Below are 20,553 nucleotides of genomic sequence, written 5' to 3'. Positions count from 1 at the left end.
GTTAAACGGGGAAGATGACGTTGGTCTGACCAGTGCCGGAACTTGGGAAATACTCGGTCACAACCTCGCATTTTTTGTCATAGGCGTCCCAACCCAACGCTCCGTAGAGCATCGACGTGTCATGCATCGAGCCTTCGCCGCAGCAGAAATTGGCATAGTCGCCCAGCATTTTCAGGAACGTGGCGTGGTCGCCGTTCTTCCACATCTCGAGCACATGCAAGTCCATCTGCCGGTTGAATTCCGAGCTGATGGTGAAAGTGCCGTTATTGGCGGCATAATCCTTGTTCGCCCAGATCTTGTGCGACAACGAGCCTGACGCGACCAACAGCACCTTTTCATTGCTGGCCTCAACCGCTTCACGGATGGCCTCACCAATGACCCGGCTTTCGTCATGGCTATGCACCGTGGCCCAGGCCGCGACTGAGACGACTTTCATATCATGCTCGCGGCTCATGAAGCGCATCGGGACCAGCGTACCGTATTCCAGTGCGAGACTGTCCAAGTGATGCGCTAAAGTGTAGACGCCTTTGTCCGACGCGATCTTTGCGATGGCATCACCCATTTCAGGATTGCCCTCATAGGAATAGGGCAGGTCCTGGATGAACTGCGGGAACTCGTTCGACGTGAACAGACCTTCGAATTTTTCATTGGCGTTGATGTGGAACCCGGCATTGATCACCCAATGCGTGTCGCAGATGATCACCGTGGTCGCCCCCAGCGCTTTTGCACGGCGCGCGATTTTGCGGTGACCATCAATGGCAGGCTGGCGTTTGCCTTTAACCGGGCCTTCCTGCTCAGACATGAGCAGAGTCGGCACATGGGTCATTTTGGCGGCAAGAACGATTTCTCCCATGGTCTGCTCCTGGAGTTAAGGTTTTTCGCGCGATTGTCGTCTGAGGGGCCGCTATAGCTTACCCAATTGCATGATCTTGTGCTGGCCTGTGGCAAAGCCGACATGCTTTTGTTCCATGTAGAACTCAAAGCTCCAGTCGCCGCCGTCGCGCCCGATGCCGGATGCTTTGACCCCGCCAAACGGTGTGGGCAGATGGCGCACGTTTTCCGAGTTCACCCAGATCATTCCGGCCTCAAGCTTGTCCGTGAAACGTAACGCGCGGGTCAGATCGTTGGTCCAGACATAGCCGGTCAGACCATATTGCGTGTCATTTGCGATCTGCAGCGCCTCGTCCTCAGTCGAGAACGGGATCACGGTCAGGACAGGGCCAAAGATTTCCTCGCGTGCGATGCGCATTTGATTGTTAGCGTTAGTAAACAGGGTGGGCCGTACGAAGTACCCCTCTTCGCCCACCTTGACGCCACCGGCCGCGACGGTCGCGCCGTCTTCCTTGGCGATGTCGAAGTATGAAGTGACCTTGTTGTAATGCTCTTCCGTTACAAGAGGACCAATCTCGGTTGCAGGGTCCAACGGGTGGCCGACTTTGATATTGTTCACGCGCTCGATCAGCTTGGCTTCGAACTCTTCCTTGATTGTATCATGTACCAGCAACCGCGAAGAAGACGTGCAGCGTTCGCCGTTGATCGAATAGATCATGAAGATCACCGCATCCAGCGCGCGATCCATGTCGGCGTCGTCAAAGACGATGACCGGGTTCTTACCGCCCAACTCCAGATGCATCCGTTTAAGCGTATCTGCGCCTTGCTTGGTAATGATGCTGCCCGTACGGCTTTCACCGACAAAGGCAATGGCTTTGATCAATGGATGTTCGGTCAGCCGCTTACCTGCGTCTGGACCAAAACCGTTGACAGTGTTCAGCACACCCTTGGGCAGACCGGCCTCTTCCGCGATTTCGACCAATAGCCGCGCAGACAGCGGTGAATCTTCAGCCGGTTTGTGGACGACCGTACAGCCAGCGGCCAGTGCCGGAGCGATCTTCCATGTCGAAAGCATGAACGGGGTGTTCCACGGCGTGATGACACCAACGGGCCCGATTGGGACGCGGGTGGTTATGTTCATCAGTGTCGGTGATTTCAGGTGTTGACCATCCCGCGCCTGAACCACCTGATCGGCAAAATAGCGAAAATTCTCAGCCCCTCGCAGGGCGGCTTTGGACATAAAGCGCAGGGTCTGGCCGGTATCCCAGCATTCGCACAGCGCGATCTCTTCGGCTCTTGCCTCAATGCCATCTGCAACTTTAAGCAATATCCGGCGGCGCTCCGTAGCGGGCATGTCGCGCCAGTCTGCAAAGGCATTATGCGCGGCCTGTGCCGCCGTATCGATATCTTCCGCCGTGCCATGGGCAACGTCGCAGATCACCGATTTATCCACCGGAGAGATCGACTGAAACACCCCTGCTGACCCATCTTGATCTCCTCCTGCGATCCGGTTCTTTATCCCAGTCCTCTTGAAACGAGCAAGGAAACCATCAAGCCGTTCAATATTCTTGTGTAGGTCACTCATGGTCAGGCCTCCAGATGGTCGCGGATCGTGCCGGTTTTGGGGGAGAGGTCGGGATCGATGTCGCGCATCTCAAGCGACAGCGCGATGGAATGCTGGCTCATGGCGGGCTCCAGATAGGTTCGGGCCGCCTCGAAGATGCGCTGCGTTGCGTCCTTCTTGACGGCCTGCGAACGACCGGCCCGCAGCCGGATCGAGATATCGATGAACCCATGCTTTGGATTTCCGTCTGCGATGGCATAGTGATCAACACGGATCGCTCGGACGCGAATGCCTGCTAGCGGAAAGGTGTCAATCTCAGCGGCCGTTGCACGGATGCAATCGCACAGACCGCCCATGTCGATCCTGTCTTCCAGATTCCCGGAATATTCGACGTGAAAATGCGGCATGATTCCTCCGTTATTAATTAACATGTTTAGCATTATGAGTTTATGTCGTCAAGAAGTTGCGTTGTTAATCTTTGCATTTCCTAGGGCAGCACACTAGAAGGCGGCATGAACACTCAAAGCCATACCAAGAGCACCTCAAGGTCGCTTCCCATTGCATTATTGCGCGCCCGCGAAACGATCATGGCCCCCATCAGGGACATGCTGCAGGACATCCAGATATCCGAGCAAAAATGGCGCGTCCTGCGCGTACTGGATGAGCTTGGCGAGGTCGAGCAAAGCGCTATCGCCAAAGAAGCTTGTCTGTTGCTGCCCAGCCTGACGCGAATATTGCGCAGTATGGAAGCCGATGGGCAGGTCACACGTCGTCAGGACAGCCAGGATAAAAGGCGGACGATGGTGATGATTACAGATGCGGGTCGGCAGATTTTGAAAGACAACCTGCAAGCGTCATTGGCCATTTCAAATAGTATTGAGGCGCAGATGGGGCGAGAGAAGCTTGATGAGCTACTGGACCTGCTTGAAGAGCTGCAAGCTGTTAAGGTTTGACCCCGCCAGTTGGCAAGCGGGGTCTGCGCGACGACTACAAACTCGACAATCCTGCATCCAGCGCTGACAGGATCTTCGCAACATCGTCGGATGTGACAATCAGAGGTGGCGAAATGATGATGTTGTTGCCAGATACGCGCACCATCACACCATCCTCATAAGCTGCCTTTTGCACCTGTATTGGCAGTTGTTTGGCAATCGGCGCTTTGGTTGCGCGGTCCGAGACCAGCTCCAGCGCGCACATAAGGCCCTCGCCCCCTCGGACGTCACCGATCACCTCGTGCTTTTCAGCCAGTTTCTTCAAGCCCTCGAACAGCTCATCCCCGCGTGCTGCAGCGTTTTCCCAAATCCGCAGACGATTGATTTCTGAAAGAGCCGCCAGTGCCGCCGCCGCGCCGACGGGGTGACCGGAATAGGTGTATCCCTGATCAACGGATGCCAACCCGGTTGTGTCATTTTCAAATACCTCGGCAACTGCCCCCGAGATCATAGCGGCGCCAAACGGGAAATAACCATTGGTGATCGCCTTGGCTGTCGTCATGATGTCAGGCTGGACGCCCCAATGTCTCGCTCCGCTTTCACTACCGGTTCGACCAAACGCCGTGATGATTTCGTCTGAGATCAGCAGAATACCGTTCTTCGAACAAACCTCACGCACCATGGGCATAAAGCTTTTGTGCGGCGGAATTACACCGCCAGCGCCCAAAATCGGCTCCATGATGAAGGCGGCAACCGTGTTGGCCCCTTGGAACGCAATCTCGGCTTCAAGCGCTTTGACGCAAAGCTGAGCCAGGCGTTCAGGGTCGGTTTCGTCAAACGGGTTGCGATAGGTCCAAGGCGCAGGCACATGAAAACAGCCTGGCATCATGGGTTCATACACGGCGCGGAACTTCTGATTGCCGTTAACCGAAGCGGCAGCGAAATGGGTGCCGTGGTATCCTTGCTTAAGGCTGATGAACTTGGTGCGACCAGGCTCACCCCGAACTTTGTGGAACTGACGCGCAAGCTTTAGTGCGATTTCCACAGAATCCGATCCGCCCGAGGTGAAAAAGGCGCGTGTCAGCCCGTCAGGGGCAAAGAACTGCGCCAGTTCGTAAGACAGCTCGATCGCCTTGTCGTTGCTCGTACCCCGGAAGGTCGAATAATACGGCAGCGCATTTAGTTGATCAGTGATCGCCTGTTTCACCGGATCGCAGGAATAGCCCAGATTGACGTTCCAAAGGCCACCCACGGCGTCGATGGCCTTGTGCCCGTCCACATCGATGATGCTAACTCCTTCCCCGCCGGTCAGAATGGTCGGAGGGTTGTTCCGGCTGTCAGCCGGGTGCGCCATCGGATGCCAGAAATGGCGGGCGTTGTTCTCCTTAAGAAAGTTGGAGTCTTTCATGTTGCGGTTCTCCGGGGTTGTCCACTTTCGCTCATGGGTGGAACTCGGTTGGAAAGGCCTCGGGCATTTGGCCGCCGAAATTTGCGGTCAGATCGCGCGAGAGGGATTGAAGGGATTTCAGGATCAAGGGCAGGCGCTCATAAGTGGCTCTAATCTCGGGCACGGCGATCGAAATGGTTCCAAGGGCGATTTGATCGATGCCAAAGATTGGCGTTGCAAAACCAAAAACACCTTCTTCGTAGCTGCCGTTGCTGTTAGCCCAGCCAGCCCGCTGGATCAGAGCAACTTTTTCCTTGATCAGATCCGGGTCTGTCAGGGTGGATTCGGTGAAACGTACCTGCGCTTCCTGATCCAGACGATCCAGCAGGAAAGGTGGGCCAAAGCTGAGCATACATAGACCCGCCGCAGTCGCGTTGACCGGGATGATCTCGCTTGGATCAAGGCTGACGCGAACGCTGTGCTTGGTCGTCTCAACCACGATTGCGGTTTGCAGGCTACCCTGTTCCAGCAGCGTTAGGTGCAGGCTTTCGCCAACCTCTTGCATGGCCAAGTGCATTTTCTGGCGCGCGCCTTCAAGACCGGGTTTGGCAATCTCGCGCAGTGCCGCAAGCCGCAGCGCAGCCGGTCCGATGGTATAGGTCTTTGACTGCGGGTTTTGTTCGATCAACCCGAATTCTTCAAGCGCTCGTAGGTGACGCAAGGCTGTCGCCTTATTCAACCCTGACAGGCGCGCGGCCTGACTCAGGCCGATTTCGGCCATCGTGTTTGAGAATAAGTCCAGCATTTTTAGCGCATTAAGTGCGGCACCCATGTGTTTTGCCTCCTTCCGTTGATGTTATCCTTGACAGAATGAACTTAACAAAGCAAGATTATTATTGTTAACACGGTTCATATAATGAACCACACACTGGGAGGTGTAAATGAAAAAGTTTATTGCGGCAGCCGTGATGGCCGCCTCTGCAACGGCCGCTTTGGCAGAATACCCCGAAAAGCCGGTATCCTTTGTGGTTCCTTGGCCTCCGGGTGATCTTGAAGATGTCCTGACCAGAATGATCGCAGATGAATTTCAGGCGATGTACGGGGTACCGGCAGCTGTTGTGAACAAGCCCGGCGGCGGTGGTGGTCCTTTCCCCGGCGCAGTCGAAGTCGCCACAGCACCGGCGGATGGCTATACGATCGGGTCGTTTGTGATTGGTGTTCCGGTCATCGGGCCCGAGATTGGTATTCCTGAATTGAACCCGAACCCGTTTGAACCGATCGGCATCTTCCTGACCTACCCGTTCGTAATCGCGTCGAGCAAAGACGCCCCGTTCCAAAGCTGGGATGAGTTGGTGGAACACGGCAAGTCAAACGACGTGGCACTCGGCCACTTTGGCTCGGTTCTGCCACCCACGCAGGTTACTTTTGCCGCCGCTGTCAGCAGCGGTTTCGACTTTGCCAGCGAAGCCGCGTTCGATGCGCTGGACTGCAACACCTTGGCGTCCGGTGACGTTGATGTCATCAACACCACGCTCCAGCTTATTCTGCCCTGTCTGGATGAAGTGAACGTGCTGGCCAGCATCGGCGGCGACCGGATCGCTCTGGTACCGGATACGCCGACAGTGGTTGAGCTTAACCCAGACCTGCCATTGGCGCTGTGGAACGGATTGTTTGTTCACAAAGACACGCCGCCCGAGGCTCGCGAAAAAATCACCGCCGCAGCCCAAAAAGCACTGCAATCGGACAAGGCTAAAAAGCTTGCCGAAGAAACCGGTGCGCTGATCTATTGGCAGGATCCCGATGCTTCGAATGCCCAGATCGAGCAAGATAAAGCGTCATTCGCCAAAATAGAAGAGATTCTAGGCGAGTAACACCCCGGATCGAGGCGCGGGCAGTGATTTCCGCGCCTTCTTCATAGGGCTCGGAGGATGAAATGATCGCAAGAACGCTTCAGGACATGTTCAAACGGTATCGCCGTCCGGGTGATATTGTCTTTGCCGTATTGTTCCTGGCTTTCTCGGTGTTTCTGCTGTCTCAGCTTGGGGAGCAGACACAGGTCGTCAAGCGGACCAAATGGTTTGCTCAACCCGGTCTGTGGCCCACCGTTGCCGTGTGGTGCATGGTCTTGTTCAGCTTTTTACATTGGCTCAGCTCTGCCTTATCCGATCGGATCGATGGTCGTTGGGCCGAGGTCGGGTTTTGGGTCCGGTCTCTGGAATATGTGGCTTATTTCCTGATTTATGTCCTACTGGTGCCACAGCTTGGCTATCTGCCGTCCACCATGTTGTTCGCGGTGTTTCTGACGCTGCGCTCAGGGTTTCGAGGCTCGGGCGCGATCGGCATCGCAGCCCTGTTCGGCTTCGTCGTCACCATCGTGTTCCGAGCGTTTCTGCAAGTCAAAATCCCAGCAGGGGCTGTCTATGAATACCTTCCCGACTCGATCCGCGCCTTTGCGCTGACATATTTGTAGGGAGGCACGTATGGATACCCTTCTGTCCGGTGTTTCAATCCTGCTGCAATGGCAGGTCATCGTGGCCTTGTTCATCGGCTCGATCGGTGGTGTCATCATCGGCGCGCTGCCCGGTGTGGGCGCTGCCGTTGCCATCGCCATCCTGTTGCCCGCAACCTTTGCCTTTGAGCCCATCGTCGGTCTGACCTTGTTGTTGGGGATTTACGGATCATCCATGTATGGCGGCGCGATCCCGGCCATCCTGATCAACACGCCCGGCACGGCGGTCAATGCGCTGACGACCTATGATGGCTATCCAATGACCAAGCGCGGCCAAGGCCACAGGGCGTTATCGCTGGCTTATTCAGCTTCATTCTTCGGGGGGGTCTTTGCCATCATCTGCCTGATGGTCCTCTCGCCCGTGTTGGCCATGATCGCCCCGCATTTTGGCAGCCGCGAGATTTTTTTGGCCGCGTTGCTAGGTATTGTTCTGGTCGTTTTAGCCCATCGAGGACAGATCTTTGCAGCAGGTATGCTTGCTGCATTTGGCGGCTTTTTGAACACGGTCGGACTGGAGCCCGTCAAATATACGCGCCGCTATACATTCGATCAAAGTTGGCTGGCGTCAGGCGTTGACCTGATCGTGGTTGTGCTGGGCCTGTTTGCGCTCAGCCAGGCTTTTCTTTTGCTGTTGGAAAAGAACCACGCTCCAGAGGACACCCATGTCAGCGGGAATATCTTTGCAGGTTTGAAAGAACTGTTGGGCCTGAAACGGATCGCTACCGTTTCTTCAAGCATCGGGGTATTCATGGGCATGGTGCCGGGAACGGGTGAGTTCACTTCGCAGTTTCTGTCTTACACCTATGCTCAGAAAAGCTCGAAAAATCCCGACAAATTCGGCGATGGCTCGCCCGAAGGGTTGGTGGCATCCGAAGCCGCGAACAACGCCGTGCCGGGGGCAGCGATGATCCCCCTACTCGCCCTCGGTATACCCGGCGAAGCGCTTACGGCGATGATGCTGTCGGTCTTCTATGTTCACAACGTGATCCCCGGCCCGCAACTGTTTGAGAACCAGATGGATTTCGTCATGGCCCTATATATGGCGCTGATCCTGCTGAATGTGATCGTTCTGGTCTTTCTGCTGTTTTCGACAAACCTGTTGTTAAAGATCATTCAAATCCCCACACGCTTCCTGGGTGTGATGATCCTGATCTTAGCCTTTGTCGGGGTTTATAGTTTACGCAACTCGATCACCGATTGCGCGATCGCTGCTGGGTTTGGTGTCTTTGGCCTAATCCTCAAACGGCTTGATCTGCCAATTGTTCCAATCATCCTGGGTATGGTTTTGGGCGGAATCATGGAAACCAAGCTTCGCAGCGCAATGGCACGGGTCAAGACGCCACTGGACTTCATCGACCGGCCCATCGCAGCCATCCTGTTCTGCCTGATCGTGCTGATCCTGATCCTGCATTTCCGCACGCTGTACTACGAGTTCAAAAACAAGCTGCGCCCCGAACCCCATGTCCCAGCCGTGGATTCCGACCACCCGAACCAACAAGGATAGCTTTCATGGATCAGTCTTCCATCGATGCCTTGCGCGTGCAGGAGATTGCCCCACGCGGACACTTTATCAATGGCGATTTCCGTGCCGGAGAAACCGGTGCCCTGCATCAGGTGCTGTCGCCCATCGACGGCCAGCCTCTCGCTCAAATCGCCGAGGGTAGCCCGGCAGATGTCAATGCAGCGGTGCACGCCGCGCGGACCGCGTTTGAGGATGGTCGGTGGTCGCGCATGGCCCCAGCAGGGCGCAAGAAGGTTCTGCTGAAACTGGCGGATCTAATCGAATCCCGTGCGCTTGAAATCGCGGTACTGGGTGTGCGTGACAATGGCACAGAGATTAACATGGCGTACAAGGCCGAAGCGCTCTCGGCTGCCGCCACCTTCCGGTATTATGCCGAAGCCATCGACAAGGTTTACGGTCAGGTTGCCCCGACCAGCCATGACGTTCTGGGCCTCGTGCATAATGCGCCTGTCGGTGTTGTCGGGGCGATTGTGCCCTGGAACTTCCCGCTGATGATCGGCAGCTGGAAAATCGCCCCTGCCCTTGCAGCGGGCAACTCCATCGTCTTGAAACCGGCAGAAAGCGCATCGCTCAGCCTGTTGAAAATCGCTGAACTGGCTGCCGAAGCCGGAGTTCCGGATGGCGTCTTCAACGTGGTGACCGGGCGTGGTTCGGTCGCGGGCGAAGCTTTGGCCTTGTCGATGGATGTGGACATCATGGTCTTCACGGGATCCGGCGCGACAGGTCGGCGACTGCTGGAATACTCGGCGCGGTCCAATCTGAAACGCTGCTATCTGGAATTGGGCGGCAAGTCTCCGAATATTGTTTTCGCTGACGCGCCCGATTTGGCGGAAGCTGCAAAGGTCTCGGCCGCCGGGATTTTCCGCAACTCCGGACAGGTCTGTATCGCGGGCTCGCGCCTGCTGGTGCAGCAGGACATCTACGAGGATTTTGTCGCCGAGATCACGCGCTACGCCGCAGCCTTTCGCGTTGGTGATCCGTTGAACCTGAACAGCCAGATTGGTGCCGTGCACAGCCTGCCCGAGTTAGAGGCCAATTTGGAGTTCGTTACCAAGGCCGAAGCTGAAGGTGCCGAACGTCGTACGGGCGGAAACCGCATTCTGCCCGAAACCGGGGGCTACTATATGTCCCCTACAGTAATGGCAGGTGTCAAAGAAACGGATCATCTGTTTCAGAACGAAGTCTTCGGCCCAGTCTTGGCCGTGACCCCGTTCAATGACGAAGCCGAGGCGATCCGGCTTGCCAATGCCACAGTCTATGGGCTCGCAGGCGCAGTCTGGACTTCAAACCTCAGTCGCGCGCATCGCATGGTGGCCGAAGTGCGGACCGGGGTCATGCATGTGAACACCTATGGCGGCTCGGACCTGACCGTTCCGCTTGGGGGCGTGGGTCAATCCGGGAACGGGCATGACAAATCTTTGCACGCGCTTGAGAAGTACTTTGCATTGAAAACCGCCTGGATAAAGCTCTGACTGCGGGGCGTCTGAACGACATGTCTTCACCGCTTTGTCTGGGGCCCATAGGTCGCATGAATAGGAGGAACCAATGACCACAAAGACAATCCTGCTGATTGGGACCTACGACACGAAAGAACCCGAGATGCGGTTCATCGAACAGGCGATCAAGGCGCAGGGCGCGGATGTGTTGACGATGGATGTCTCGGTATTGGGCGACCCTTTGGAGCCAACCGACATCTCCAAGCACGACGTCGCCCAAGCGGTTGGAATGACCATCGAAGATGTCATCGCACAAGGGGACGAGAACAAAGCCTTTCGCGTGATGTCAGACGGTGCCTCAAAGGCCGTTACCCAAGCCTATGCGGATGGGCGATTTGACGGGATGCTGGCGACCGGGGGCACTATGGGCACCGATCTGGCCCTGGACTGTGCACAGGCCTTGCCCATGGGGGTGCCTAAATACATCGTGTCGACCGTCAGTTTTTCTCCGCTGATCCCGCCGCACCGACTGGCTCCGGACATTCAGATGATCCTGTGGGCCGGGGGGCTCTACGGTATGAATTCGATCTGCCAATCTTCGCTTGCGCAAGCGGCCGGCGCTGTTGTTGGTGCCACAAAAGCTGCCACAATACCGGATCGCAGCAAACCGCTGATCGGGATGACCAGCCTTGGGTCCTCGTGTCTGCGCTATATGAAAACGCTCAAACCAGCGCTGGAAGAGCGCGGGTTCGAGGTTGCCGTTTTTCATTCCACCGGAATGGGCGGCATGGCATTCGAAAAACTGGCGGGAGAAGGGGCGTTTGCCTGCGTCATGGACTTCTGCATGCAGGAATTCGGGAACCTGATGGCGGGTTCCGTGGTCTCCAGCGGTGAGGATCGCGTGACAAATGCCGGGCGTGTCGGCACGCCACAACTGGTCGCACCGGGTGCGTTGGATCTTTTGGATTTTGCCGGATGGCAGGACATCCCTGACCAGTATGCCGACCGTCCATTTCATGAACACAACCGCCTGATAAAAAGCTCGGTCTTCAATGGCGATGAACGCCGTGCCTGGGTGCGGGAGCTTACCAACCGATTGGAGGCCTCAACTGGCCCGGTTCACTTTTTTCTGCCCGTTCACGGGGTCGAAGCCTGGGACAAGGAGGGTGAAGAGGCGCATAATCCCGAAGCCCTGGCCGAGATGATGGATGAGGCCCGTAAAGTCATGCCCGGGCGCGTTCCGATGACCGAAATAGACGCACATATCAACGATGCCGCGTTTTGCGATCATGTATTGGCCCAGTTCGACGAATGGGTCGCAGAAGGCGTGGTCGCAACATAAATTCGGGATTTACGCCTGTCTTTATGATATACACGCAGGTCAAACACAGCCTCGGTGGCGGTGAGTTCGGGCGCATTCTTCCACGTGCGGCCGACTTGCAGCTGGATGCATAACCATCACCGCTTGGATACTTGTTGAAGACTATTTTTCGGCGGAACCGTGTCACCGGTTCAAGGTGGCCAAAGACCTGCGCAGTAAGTGAAGAATTGAACTCGACAAATGCCCAGGATTAGCGACCCGTTCCGCCGGTGACGTTGCCAATATTGAGCGGCAACCAAACCGTTGGACGCGCATTTAGACGATCGGTCCAACCCATGAAAGGAGCGAGGAAATGCTAACCACGATTGCGATTTGGTATCTGAACCCAGAAACCCGGTCCGAAGGTATTGCTGCTCTCCGGCGGCTTGCTAGGGACGTCAAGAAAAACGAACCTGATACCTGGGGTTACCTTGTGCACTCAGGTGGCGCGGACTCGGTCCCGCCATGCGATGACGATAAGATTGTGTTCGTGGAAATCTACAAAAACGAAAAGGCATTCAAAAAACACCTGAGCAAAGGATCGGATTTTTCGAAGTTCCTGAAAAAAAGTGGTCACCTTTTTCTTTCGGCCCCAGGGAGCGAGAGCCCATTCTTTCAGGTCATGAACGTTGATCGCATTCAGGGATTCGTACGCCCCGAAGCTGGGTCGAGCAACGGCTAAAGGTAGGTCGGGCGATCCCGGCCGCCCCAAGGAAACCCTGTAATTTTGTTGATCCACGGGGCTTTGCGCCGGGTAAAGTTGCAGCCTGGTTCATCCATCAGGAATTGTTGGGCGACGCATTGTTGATATTATGTTATAAGAAGCCGTGATTTCGTTCTATCGTTTCTAATTTTGACCTGATCTATCTAAACTTACGAAGGCGACCATTTTGGTAAGTCCTGACGTTAATTGCCCAAATTGTGGTTCGGCCAATCCTGCCGGATCGAAATATTGCCAAAGCTGTGGAAACGCCCTGTCCCTTACGTGTACAGCGTGCGGAGCCCCAGCTTTGCAAAAGGCAAAGTTCTGCACGGCCTGCGGTGCGTCTTTGGTCGGATCAGCGTCGGTCAAAAACTCAGAGCCAGACAATTCACCGCCACTAACGCCCGCACCCGAAAATGTTGCGGAACGGCGGCAACTGACCGTCATGTTCTGCGATCTGGTTGGTTCTACCGCGTTGTCCGAAAAATTTGATCCCGAAGACTATCGTGAGCTTATCACCCAATATCGCGATCTGGTCGGTAGCACGGTTGCGAAATTCGGCGGTGAGATCGCAAACTATGCGGGTGATGGTGTTGTGGCTGTCTTTGGTTACCCCGTCGCGCAAGAGGCGAGTCACTACTCGGCCGCGCTGTGCGCGCTTGAAATTACCCAGATGGCAGAGGGTATTGAAGTTGGATTTTCCAGCCAGCCGGTTGCGACCAACGTTCGTATCGGAATGCACACTGGACCCGTTGTTGTTGGCACCGCCAACAGCTCGTCATTGGACGAAAAGATGTGGCTGTTCGGAGACACACCAAACGTGGCGGCCCGTATTCAGTCCGTTGCCGAGGTCGGGCAAGTCGTGATCTCCGAGGTGACGCGACGCCTGATTGGTGAACGGCTTGACTTTGTGTCTTTGGGCGCGCCGCAATTGGCAGGGATTAGCGCTCCACTAGAGCTGTTTGAGGCCCGGCAGAAGGTTTTGGGGTTCGAAACCGCGCGCAAAGACTTTTCACACGATAAAACACCAACCATCGGTCGGACCGCGGAAATCGCCTTGGTCCGATCTCGGTGGGAGGGTGCGCTGGAAGGTGAAGGGCAAGTGCTGTTGCTGACCGGCGATGCGGGTGTCGGGAAGTCTAAGATCGCCTTTGGGTTGAGCGATGATCTGGCCGAAGAAGATGCGTCGCAATTCATTCTGTTCGGCTCACCGCTTCATCAAAGCAGCGCATTTTACCCGATAAAAAACGCGCTTACGGCGTTGACCGGAATGACACCTGATGAGACTCCAGAACAGAACCGAGCTAAGATCATCGGGTTTTTGTCTGAACTCGGTCTCGATGATCCTGACTGTGTTATGCCCATTCTGCGCCTAGTGGCGCTGGAAGACACTTCAATCCCGGCTGAACCAATGGCGCCTGAACGGGAAAAGGGTGCGTTGATCGAAGCGTTGCTGCGGCTTTGCGCAGGATTAGAACAATCTTCACCGCTGATGTTGTTGCTGGACGACGTACATTGGTTCGATGCTTCCACGCTTGAGTTTGTCGACGGATGGGTTGAACAACTATCAAGTAGACGCTGCCTGGTCTTGATGACCGCCCGCAGTGAATTCCAGTCACCCTGGCGAAACCAGTCACATGTCACCACCTTGGAGCTGAACCGTCTGGTCCGGCGCGATATCTTCAAACTGGTTGAAAGCATTTCGGGAATCCGCCCTTCGGATGAGGTTCTGAGCCAGTTGGCAGACCGAACCGATGGCGTGCCGCTGTTTGTCGAAGAACTGACCAAAATGGCGATGGAATCCGGTCTGCTGGTAAGCCGGGGGCAAAGTAAGGCCGAGTTGTCCATGGCAATTCCGGAGTCTCTGCAGGATTCCTTGATGGCCCGGCTGGACCGTTTATCCGCCAGCCGCGAGATCGTGCAGGTCGCTGCTGCAATCGGGCGCAACTTTGAAAGAAACCTGCTTAGCCACGTTTTGAAATGGAGCGACCAGGAAATCACCAGAGCGCTGGAGCAGCTACTTGAAACAGAGTTGATTGTTCCCGCCGGGCTGAGAGGCGTGGAAGACACATATCGGTTCCGTCACGCCTTGGTACAGGATGCGGCGTATCAATCCATGCTGCGTTCGACGGCGTCCAGATGGCACGGTCAAATCGCGGCGGTTCTTGAAGAGAACTACAAGGAAATTGTTAAACACGAGCCAGAGATTCTGGGCCATCACTATTGGCGGGCCGGTGATTATTTGGCGGCCGAGCTCAACCTTATGCGGGCCGCGCGCCAGGCATTGGATCATTCTGCAAATGTTGAGGCCATCACCCATCTGCAGCACGCCCTGGAATGTCTGCAGGAACTGCCTGCGTCGCAAGACCGCGACCGGCGCGAGATTGATCTGCAAATCACCATCGCGGTTCCTTTGGCGTTTGTACGAGGATACGCACACAATTCGGTCCTTTCCGCATATGCCCGGGCACAAACCTTGTGTCGTGAATACGGCGAAACAGAGCGGTTGTTCAAAGTCGTCTATGGCCAGTTCCGATCGACAATGCTGGGGGGCGAATATGCTGTATCGAAACAGAATGCGGATCGCCTGGTGTCGCTTTGTCAGGATCTGAAAAGCCCTCTTGCCATTGTATCCGCCGAGAGATCACTTGGCTCGCTGCAGACATATCTTGGCCAGCCGCAGGACGCCCTAACGCATTTGCAGGCAGGGATTGATGTCAATCTGTCGCTTGAGCACCGGTTCATGGGGCTGGATTTTGACGTCGTTGATCTATCCGTCGCGCTTCAGGGATATCGTGCGCTGTCTTGCTGGTTGTCAGGCGACACGAAAAGCGCTTTGGAAGCGATCGAAAAGGCCGTGCTTCACGCGGAAGAAACAGCGCATCCCTTCAGTCAATCCTTTGCAAATGCATTTCTGGGTTGGATCTCGCAGTTCCGCGGTGATGAAGACCTTGTACTGGAAAGCTCGGCCAATCTGATTGCGCTTTCAGAGGAGTACTCGTTTCAGTTCTGGCGTGGATGGGCGCGGATCATGAACGGATGGGCACGCCGGAACGAGTTGGGCGACGGCGCGCTGAAGGAAATCGAACTTGGTCTTCAGGAATGGCGGGATACCGGCTGCCGGCTGGGGTTGAGTTTCTTTCTGTATCTTTATGCAGACGCGGCCATCCTGCACGGACATCTCGAACTCGCAGAAGAGCTTTTGGACGAAGCCGAGCAGATCACGTTGGGTGGGGGGGAACAATTCTGGATTGTCGGTTTGACCCGGCTAAGAGGACGTCTGTCGCTTGCCCAAGGTCATGAAGAAGCGTGTATCGATCATTTCGAGCAGGCTGTCAGTTTGGCGCTGGACCGCGGGCATTTTGGTCCACTGCTGCGTACGATCAAAGAGCTGGCAAAGCTTGATCCAACCCCCGATTGCCTGAACCGGATCAAAAAAGCGGTTGAAGAAGTCGCCGGGTTCGATGGTCCGGATTTGGCCGAGATACGCGCTATTCTGAATAAACTTGGAACTGCAAAAACGGAGAGCTCATCACAGGACATTTGAAAAATACGAGATAGTCAAAGCCAGTCGGGAGGACATAGCCATTATGACTAAGAAGAAATCAAAAGGTGACCGCTGCCATCAGACGAATGTCACCGGTGTCATGCCAAAACTGCCCAAGCAGTTTGATACATTTCCCTTCTATTATGCCTCTCTGCAATGCCAATGGATGTATTGGTATACCTCAGTCGAAGCCGCCAAACCCTTCGTCAAGGGTACAGGATTGTGCGTGGCGGAGTTCCCCGATGAAAATGGAAAGAACAAAGCTGTCATTCTATTGAATTTTCAACGCTACACCGCCCACTATGACAATTCCTTGGGCTTTGTGAACGAGGTTGAATTTAACCTTCTGGCTTACCCTTCGAACCGGGTGCCCGGCGTTCCGAAGATGTCCCTGACCGAGTATCTGCACGGCCGCGATCAGACCAAAACCATCGGGCATCTGCGAATACACGTAGCTGCAGACAATGCGGTTGCAGTCAAGGCTGGGCGTCAGGCCTTTGGCGAGCCCAAGTTTCTGGGGCAGTTCAATTACAAAGTGCCGTCGCTGAACGCCAAAATGAAAGGAAATCCGCCAATCTCTCCGAAATCCTGGTGGATTCAATTGGTCAACCCCGACGACCCGCAAACCATCGTCTACGATTTGACCGCCGATTTGGGAAAGCTCAGCGGCAATCAGTGGACGACAACAAATTGCACTCCGATCCCGGAATTCGCGACCGGTCTTGGCCGCACTGTTTGGACCCGCTGGACAATCTCGGGCCTCTTCGAAACTGCAATGCTGGACAACAAGGACGGCAAGCGCATCGCCAAGACATTCAAACTGAAACTCGGCAACAACGATTTCCCAATGACACGGGACATGCATCGGTTGTTCACCGACTTCACCCCTGTCGCCGTACAGGTTTTTGAAAGCCCCCCCGCCTGCTTCGAGCCGCGCGGGTTCTACGTGGATGCCATTGATGGAGACCGCCATGTCACAGCATGACAACAGTCCCGCCCATCAAGCCTTCCTGTCGGTCAGCGCGGCATTGACGGGTTACAATAGTGCCGAGTTGCAAGGGACCGGGTGCACCGGGGAATACTGGCATCAATTCCGACAGGTTCTACCAGAAGAGATTTTGAGCCGGTTTCTGTCTCACGCTCAATCCCTCGGGCAAGGGGACGATGATCAGATTATCCGCCAAACTTATCTGTCGGACAGGTGCCTTGGCCCGATTGCGCGTTCGCTGATTCAGCTTTGGTACACGGGTCAGTGGGTTCCGCTTTCGCAAGAATGGCGCGAAAGCTACGGCGCTTCTCGCTTTGATGTGGTCAAGATCATCTCGACACGCTCGTACAAGGAAGGGTTGGTCTGGGACGCCATCGGTGCCCATCCCATGGGGGCAAAGCAGCAGGGTTTTGGTGCTTGGGCGCTTGAACCTCCTCGGAAACGGGAGGCGGGCCAATGAACGCGATTACAGACGACGACAGAACCTATGATGTGGTCATTGTAGGGGCAGGATTTTCCGGTGCCATTCTGGCGAAAGAGCTTGTGTCAGCAGGGCACACTGTTCTGATCCTCGAGGCCGGTGCGGATCATGGCAAAACGTGGGAGACCTACCGATCCTATCTGGATCAGTACTACCTCTCGTTGGCGAAAACACCGAACTCACCCTATCCGGATCTGCCGACTTTGCCGTCACCCTCGGTGCTGGACATCACGGCGGTTCGCGGCACCGAACCGGACACAAACGGGTATTTTGTTCAGCGCGGGCCGCTGCCGTTTGGCAGCAACTATCTGCGTGCCTATGGCGGGACCTCCTTGCACTGGCTGGGCACCAGTCTTCGGATGATGCCCGCAGATTTCGAAATGCAGAGCAGGTTCGGCAAGGGGGTCGACTGGCCATTTGGCTACAAGGATATTCGATCCGACTATGAGAGGGCCGAATGGGAAATCGGCGTCTCAGCAGACGCCGAGGAACAGACACCCAGAGCATTGGGAATAAAGACCTCGGGCAAGCATGATAACCGGGGGTACTTTGCTAAAGGATATGACTTCCCCATGCACTCGATACCCTCGTCTTATATCGATGGGTTCTTTGCTCGGGCAGACGGCATGCCCATTGAAATTGGCGAAGACCCTAAAGACACGGTCAAACTGAAAGTCTCACGCACGCCGCAAGGCCGCAACTCAACCCCGCGTAAGCCAAAGAATGCCAATGGTATACCCGTGGGCCGCAAGATGCGGCATCAGTTTCGCCCGCGAGGATCGACCGGTCCATTTGCCTATATGGGCCAGCGGTGCGAGGGCAACTCAAGCTGCATTCCGATCTGCCCAATTCAGGCAAAATACAATGCGATGAAGACGCTGGAAGATGCCAAGCACATTCGCAAACATCACATGAAAACAATCACGCAAGCCGTGGCGTCCAAGGTCGAGCTTGCCGAAAGCGGTCGGGTTTCGGGTATCGTCTACAAGAAATACCCGTTCTCCGGTGTTGCGCAATACGAACTGCGCCGTGCCAAGGGCAAACAATACGTCCTTGCTGGTGGAGCGGTGGAAAACGTAACTCTTGCGCTGGCTTCCGAGATTTGTCGGACCAGCGGCGAACTGGGCCGCAACCTGATGGATCATCCCTACATGATGACGTGGGGTTCCGCGCCCGAGCCAGTTGGTCCGTTTCGTGGGCCGGGATCGACGTCAAGCTACGCCAATTTCCGGGACGGGACCTTTCGTGACAGAACTGCCGCCCATAGGCTCGAGATCGGAAACTGGGGCTGGAACTTTGCCACCGGGGCCCCAAACACGGATGTGGCGCGCTTTGTTGAACAGGAGAACCTCTTTGGCAAAGCGCTTCGTGACAAATTATATCACGATGTTCAAAGACAGGTTCGCATCGGCACGATGGTCGAACAACTGCCCCGCTCGACCAACCGAGTCACGATTGATCCCGCCTATCGCACACCGATGGGTGAATATCGCCCTGTGATCAGCTATGATCTGGATGACTATTCGCGGGCCGGTTTGGCGACGGCGTACGACACCTGTACGCAGATTTTTCAGCGCCTGGGTATTCGAAACCACACGGCCTACAACCCATCTGACGCCGGATATTTCACCTATGACGGCCGGGGATACACGTTCTTTGGCGCAGGTCATCTTGTCGGAACCCATCGGATCGGAACGCACCCGCGCAATTCGGTGACTAATGACGTAATGCGAACCTGGGATCACGACAATTTGTGGATGGTAGGCGCCGGATCGATGCCAACAATCGCAACATCGAACCCGACACTCACGATGTCGGCAATGGCTTACCGAGCCTCCAGAGCAATATCGGATGCTGTTCGGAAAGGGGGGGCAAAATGACCTCGAAAGACAAACTGGAGAAAGAGCGCGCGACACTGTGTAAACTGTTTCAGGACGCGCTTATTCTTGAACTCACTACCATTCCTCCCTATGCGACTGCGTGTTATTCGATCCTCGAACAAGGCCAGTATGACCGGTCTGAGCCAACAATCGTAAACGCCGAACCCATCGAAGTGATCCGGCAGGTTATGGTCGAAGAAATGCTCCACATGGTTCTTGCGGCGAATGTCATGAATTCGATTGGCGGAACTCCGGAGCTGAACAATCCTAAGCTGCTGCCCAAATACCCCCAGCCACTGCTAAACGGGCGCGGTCCAACTGTTTATCTGCGCAGGTTTACGCCAGACCAAATCAAGAGCTTTCGTGCGGTTGAAACGGCACCAAAAGATGAAAGAGCTGCGAAAAGCGGTGATTATCATACGATCGGAGGTTTTTACATCTACATCCGGGAAAGGTTGCGCAAAGCCTGTGATACTTATGGGGATGCCGCGATTTTTACTGGTAATGAGGCACGACAAATCACCGACGCCGACTATTTCGGTGCTGGAGGTGAGGTGATCGAGGTGATTGGCACCCCGTCGCAGCGCCGTAAGGCCGCGCTGAAGGCGATAAAGAAAATCATGGATGAAGGGGAAGGCGCAGACCTTGGTCACAGAGCTGGCGACAATGACATTATCCCTGGCCCTGATCACCGCGAGGATGTTGCGCACTATTTCAAATTCAACGAAATCCTGCACAGCCGGTATTATAAACCAGATGACAGCATAGACGGCCCGCCCACCGGTGGCGACCTCATCGTCGATTGGAGCGCGGTATCCCCGATGCGGGATGATCCGTCCGAAAAAGACTTCAAGAACGCGCCAGAGATCGAAGAAATATCTGCAGAATTTAACGCGGCCTGGTCCGGCCTGCTTGATGGTCTGCACATTGCGTTCAACACGGACAAGACTGCGCTAAGGTCACTGGTCCCAGCAATGTATGACATCAAGTCTCTGGCGCAGAAATTGATGCGTATTCCTTTGCCGGATGGATCAGGGGAAACCGCCGGGCCAACTTGGACGTATCTTGCAAAGACAAAGAGTTGATCGCTCGTTTCGTTGCAAGTCGATTAATACGCGGCAGCTATTTGGTCAAATTCGGAGAGCAAAAATTTGCTGTATTAGCAGCAGCTTAGCGCAGCCCTGAATTGGCCAAAATGATCTGAAATAGCACTCGAATAGCGCTATTTATCCTGTGTTGTTTCTTGACCCACCCAAGATGCGTAAGGATTTGAATCCACTACAGTGACTTTGGGCAATCGATATGAACCCACCGGGCGCGCATCACATGCCAGTTGGTGGTGAAACTGCGAAACTAACGCATCGCCGTCATCTCCCGTCAGCAATCGCTTTCAGAGACGCAAATGTGGGCACG

Annotated in this window: 17 protein-coding genes; 12 read left to right on the top strand and 5 right to left on the bottom strand. The window is 55.3% G+C overall.

All coding sequences use genetic code 11. The features are described from left to right. Window position 1: 1 nt before the first annotated feature. Genes hpaD through ACR0MJ_RS09160 form a run of 3 tightly spaced genes read right to left on the bottom strand, consistent with a single transcriptional unit; the run spans window position 2 to window position 2,802 of the window. Window positions 2–853, bottom strand: coding sequence for a 3,4-dihydroxyphenylacetate 2,3-dioxygenase (gene hpaD / locus ACR0MJ_RS09170; RefSeq protein ID WP_480760737.1), 852 nt, complete (start codon window positions 851–853; stop codon window positions 2–4). Between the two features lie 51 nt (window positions 854–904). Continuing rightward, entirely contained in the window at window positions 905–2,416 is a 1,512-nt protein-coding gene (hpaE, locus tag ACR0MJ_RS09165; protein WP_480760735.1) for a 5-carboxymethyl-2-hydroxymuconate semialdehyde dehydrogenase, read from the bottom strand. A gap of 2 nt (window positions 2,417–2,418) precedes the next feature. Then, window positions 2,419–2,802: a 5-carboxymethyl-2-hydroxymuconate Delta-isomerase gene (locus tag ACR0MJ_RS09160; protein WP_170663430.1), complete on the bottom strand. Its 384-nt coding sequence runs from the start codon at window positions 2,800–2,802 to the stop codon at window positions 2,419–2,421. A gap of 105 nt (window positions 2,803–2,907) precedes the next feature. Here ACR0MJ_RS09160 and hpaR point away from each other — a divergent pair, with 105 nt between their 5' ends. Next, the gene (gene hpaR, locus ACR0MJ_RS09155; RefSeq protein WP_170394006.1) at window positions 2,908–3,348 is read left to right on the top strand and encodes a homoprotocatechuate degradation operon regulator HpaR; all 441 of its coding nucleotides are present in this window, start codon (window positions 2,908–2,910) and stop codon (window positions 3,346–3,348) included. A 34-nt stretch (window positions 3,349–3,382) separates the two neighbouring features. On the opposite strand, the gene ACR0MJ_RS09150 is transcribed toward hpaR, so the two are convergent. Beyond that, a complete protein-coding gene (locus tag ACR0MJ_RS09150) occupies window positions 3,383–4,735 on the bottom strand; it encodes an aminotransferase class III-fold pyridoxal phosphate-dependent enzyme (RefSeq protein ID WP_480760732.1) in 1,353 nt (450 codons plus the stop codon). Window positions 4,736–4,766: 31 nt separating this feature from the next. After that, a complete protein-coding gene (locus ACR0MJ_RS09145; protein ID WP_170596484.1) occupies window positions 4,767–5,546 on the bottom strand; it encodes an IclR family transcriptional regulator in 780 nt (259 codons plus the stop codon). 109 nt (window positions 5,547–5,655) lie between these two features. Between ACR0MJ_RS09145 and ACR0MJ_RS09140 the strand changes: the two genes are divergently transcribed. The 11 genes from ACR0MJ_RS09140 to ACR0MJ_RS09090 all read left to right on the top strand — a co-directional run bounded on the left by ACR0MJ_RS09140 (window position 5,656) and on the right by ACR0MJ_RS09090 (window position 20,225). Then, complete coding sequence (locus ACR0MJ_RS09140) at window positions 5,656–6,585, top strand: tripartite tricarboxylate transporter substrate binding protein (protein ID WP_170394012.1); 930 nt, start codon at window positions 5,656–5,658, stop codon at window positions 6,583–6,585. Between the two features lie 62 nt (window positions 6,586–6,647). Beyond that, the gene (locus ACR0MJ_RS09135; RefSeq protein WP_170394014.1) at window positions 6,648–7,184 is read left to right on the top strand and encodes a tripartite tricarboxylate transporter TctB family protein; all 537 of its coding nucleotides are present in this window, start codon (window positions 6,648–6,650) and stop codon (window positions 7,182–7,184) included. A 10-nt stretch (window positions 7,185–7,194) separates the two neighbouring features. Further along, window positions 7,195–8,727, top strand: coding sequence for a tripartite tricarboxylate transporter permease (locus ACR0MJ_RS09130; protein WP_480760730.1), 1,533 nt, complete (start codon window positions 7,195–7,197; stop codon window positions 8,725–8,727). A 5-nt stretch (window positions 8,728–8,732) separates the two neighbouring features. Beyond that, window positions 8,733–10,217, top strand: a complete 1,485-nt coding sequence (locus ACR0MJ_RS09125; protein WP_480760728.1) for an aldehyde dehydrogenase — start codon at window positions 8,733–8,735, stop codon at window positions 10,215–10,217. 73 nt (window positions 10,218–10,290) lie between these two features. After that, window positions 10,291–11,523, top strand: coding sequence for a Tm-1-like ATP-binding domain-containing protein (locus ACR0MJ_RS09120; RefSeq protein WP_170736131.1), 1,233 nt, complete (start codon window positions 10,291–10,293; stop codon window positions 11,521–11,523). 331 nt (window positions 11,524–11,854) lie between these two features. Then, the gene (locus tag ACR0MJ_RS09115; protein ID WP_170407142.1) at window positions 11,855–12,223 is read left to right on the top strand and encodes an antibiotic biosynthesis monooxygenase; all 369 of its coding nucleotides are present in this window, start codon (window positions 11,855–11,857) and stop codon (window positions 12,221–12,223) included. Window positions 12,224–12,431: 208 nt separating this feature from the next. Beyond that, entirely contained in the window at window positions 12,432–15,791 is a 3,360-nt protein-coding gene (locus tag ACR0MJ_RS09110; RefSeq protein ID WP_480760724.1) for an adenylate/guanylate cyclase domain-containing protein, read from the top strand. 43 nt (window positions 15,792–15,834) lie between these two features. Continuing rightward, window positions 15,835–16,776 carry a hypothetical protein gene (locus tag ACR0MJ_RS09105; RefSeq protein WP_170407138.1) on the top strand — a complete coding sequence of 314 codons (942 nt, stop codon included), beginning with the start codon at window positions 15,835–15,837 and terminating at the stop codon, window positions 16,774–16,776. Then, window positions 16,763–17,239, top strand: coding sequence for a hypothetical protein (locus ACR0MJ_RS09100; protein WP_170407136.1), 477 nt, complete (start codon window positions 16,763–16,765; stop codon window positions 17,237–17,239). The genes ACR0MJ_RS09105 and ACR0MJ_RS09100 overlap by 14 nt, the downstream gene beginning before the upstream one ends. Continuing rightward, window positions 17,236–19,140, top strand: a complete 1,905-nt coding sequence (locus tag ACR0MJ_RS09095; RefSeq protein WP_170736144.1) for a GMC family oxidoreductase — start codon at window positions 17,236–17,238, stop codon at window positions 19,138–19,140. Before ACR0MJ_RS09100 ends, ACR0MJ_RS09095 begins: the two co-directional genes overlap by 4 nt. Further along, window positions 19,137–20,225, top strand: a complete 1,089-nt coding sequence (locus tag ACR0MJ_RS09090; protein ID WP_480568229.1) for a ferritin-like domain-containing protein — start codon at window positions 19,137–19,139, stop codon at window positions 20,223–20,225. The genes ACR0MJ_RS09095 and ACR0MJ_RS09090 overlap by 4 nt, the downstream gene beginning before the upstream one ends. The last annotated feature ends 328 nt before the right edge of the window (window positions 20,226–20,553 follow it).

Source organism: Ruegeria sp. C6, assembly GCF_056537625.1.
Note: the sequence above shows the minus strand (reverse complement) of the source record. Positions and strands in the feature narration are given on the sequence as shown.

Coding starts and splice junctions, on each gene's coding strand:
- hpaD (WP_480760737.1), bottom strand. CDS start 853: ATGGGAGAAATCGTTCTTGCCGCCAAAATGACCCATGTGCCGACTCTG.
- ACR0MJ_RS09145 (WP_170596484.1), bottom strand. CDS start 5,546: ATGGGTGCCGCACTTAATGCGCTAAAAATGCTGGACTTATTCTCAAAC.
- ACR0MJ_RS09120 (WP_170736131.1), top strand. CDS start 10,291: ATGACCACAAAGACAATCCTGCTGATTGGGACCTACGACACGAAAGAA.
- ACR0MJ_RS09130 (WP_480760730.1), top strand. CDS start 7,195: ATGGATACCCTTCTGTCCGGTGTTTCAATCCTGCTGCAATGGCAGGTC.
- ACR0MJ_RS09160 (WP_170663430.1), bottom strand. CDS start 2,802: ATGCCGCATTTTCACGTCGAATATTCCGGGAATCTGGAAGACAGGATC.
- ACR0MJ_RS09100 (WP_170407136.1), top strand. CDS start 16,763: ATGTCACAGCATGACAACAGTCCCGCCCATCAAGCCTTCCTGTCGGTC.
- ACR0MJ_RS09095 (WP_170736144.1), top strand. CDS start 17,236: ATGAACGCGATTACAGACGACGACAGAACCTATGATGTGGTCATTGTA.
- hpaE (WP_480760735.1), bottom strand. CDS start 2,416: ATGAGTGACCTACACAAGAATATTGAACGGCTTGATGGTTTCCTTGCT.
- ACR0MJ_RS09105 (WP_170407138.1), top strand. CDS start 15,835: ATGACTAAGAAGAAATCAAAAGGTGACCGCTGCCATCAGACGAATGTC.
- hpaR (WP_170394006.1), top strand. CDS start 2,908: ATGAACACTCAAAGCCATACCAAGAGCACCTCAAGGTCGCTTCCCATT.
- ACR0MJ_RS09115 (WP_170407142.1), top strand. CDS start 11,855: ATGCTAACCACGATTGCGATTTGGTATCTGAACCCAGAAACCCGGTCC.
- ACR0MJ_RS09140 (WP_170394012.1), top strand. CDS start 5,656: ATGAAAAAGTTTATTGCGGCAGCCGTGATGGCCGCCTCTGCAACGGCC.
- ACR0MJ_RS09150 (WP_480760732.1), bottom strand. CDS start 4,735: ATGAAAGACTCCAACTTTCTTAAGGAGAACAACGCCCGCCATTTCTGG.
- ACR0MJ_RS09135 (WP_170394014.1), top strand. CDS start 6,648: ATGATCGCAAGAACGCTTCAGGACATGTTCAAACGGTATCGCCGTCCG.
- ACR0MJ_RS09125 (WP_480760728.1), top strand. CDS start 8,733: ATGGATCAGTCTTCCATCGATGCCTTGCGCGTGCAGGAGATTGCCCCA.
- ACR0MJ_RS09090 (WP_480568229.1), top strand. CDS start 19,137: ATGACCTCGAAAGACAAACTGGAGAAAGAGCGCGCGACACTGTGTAAA.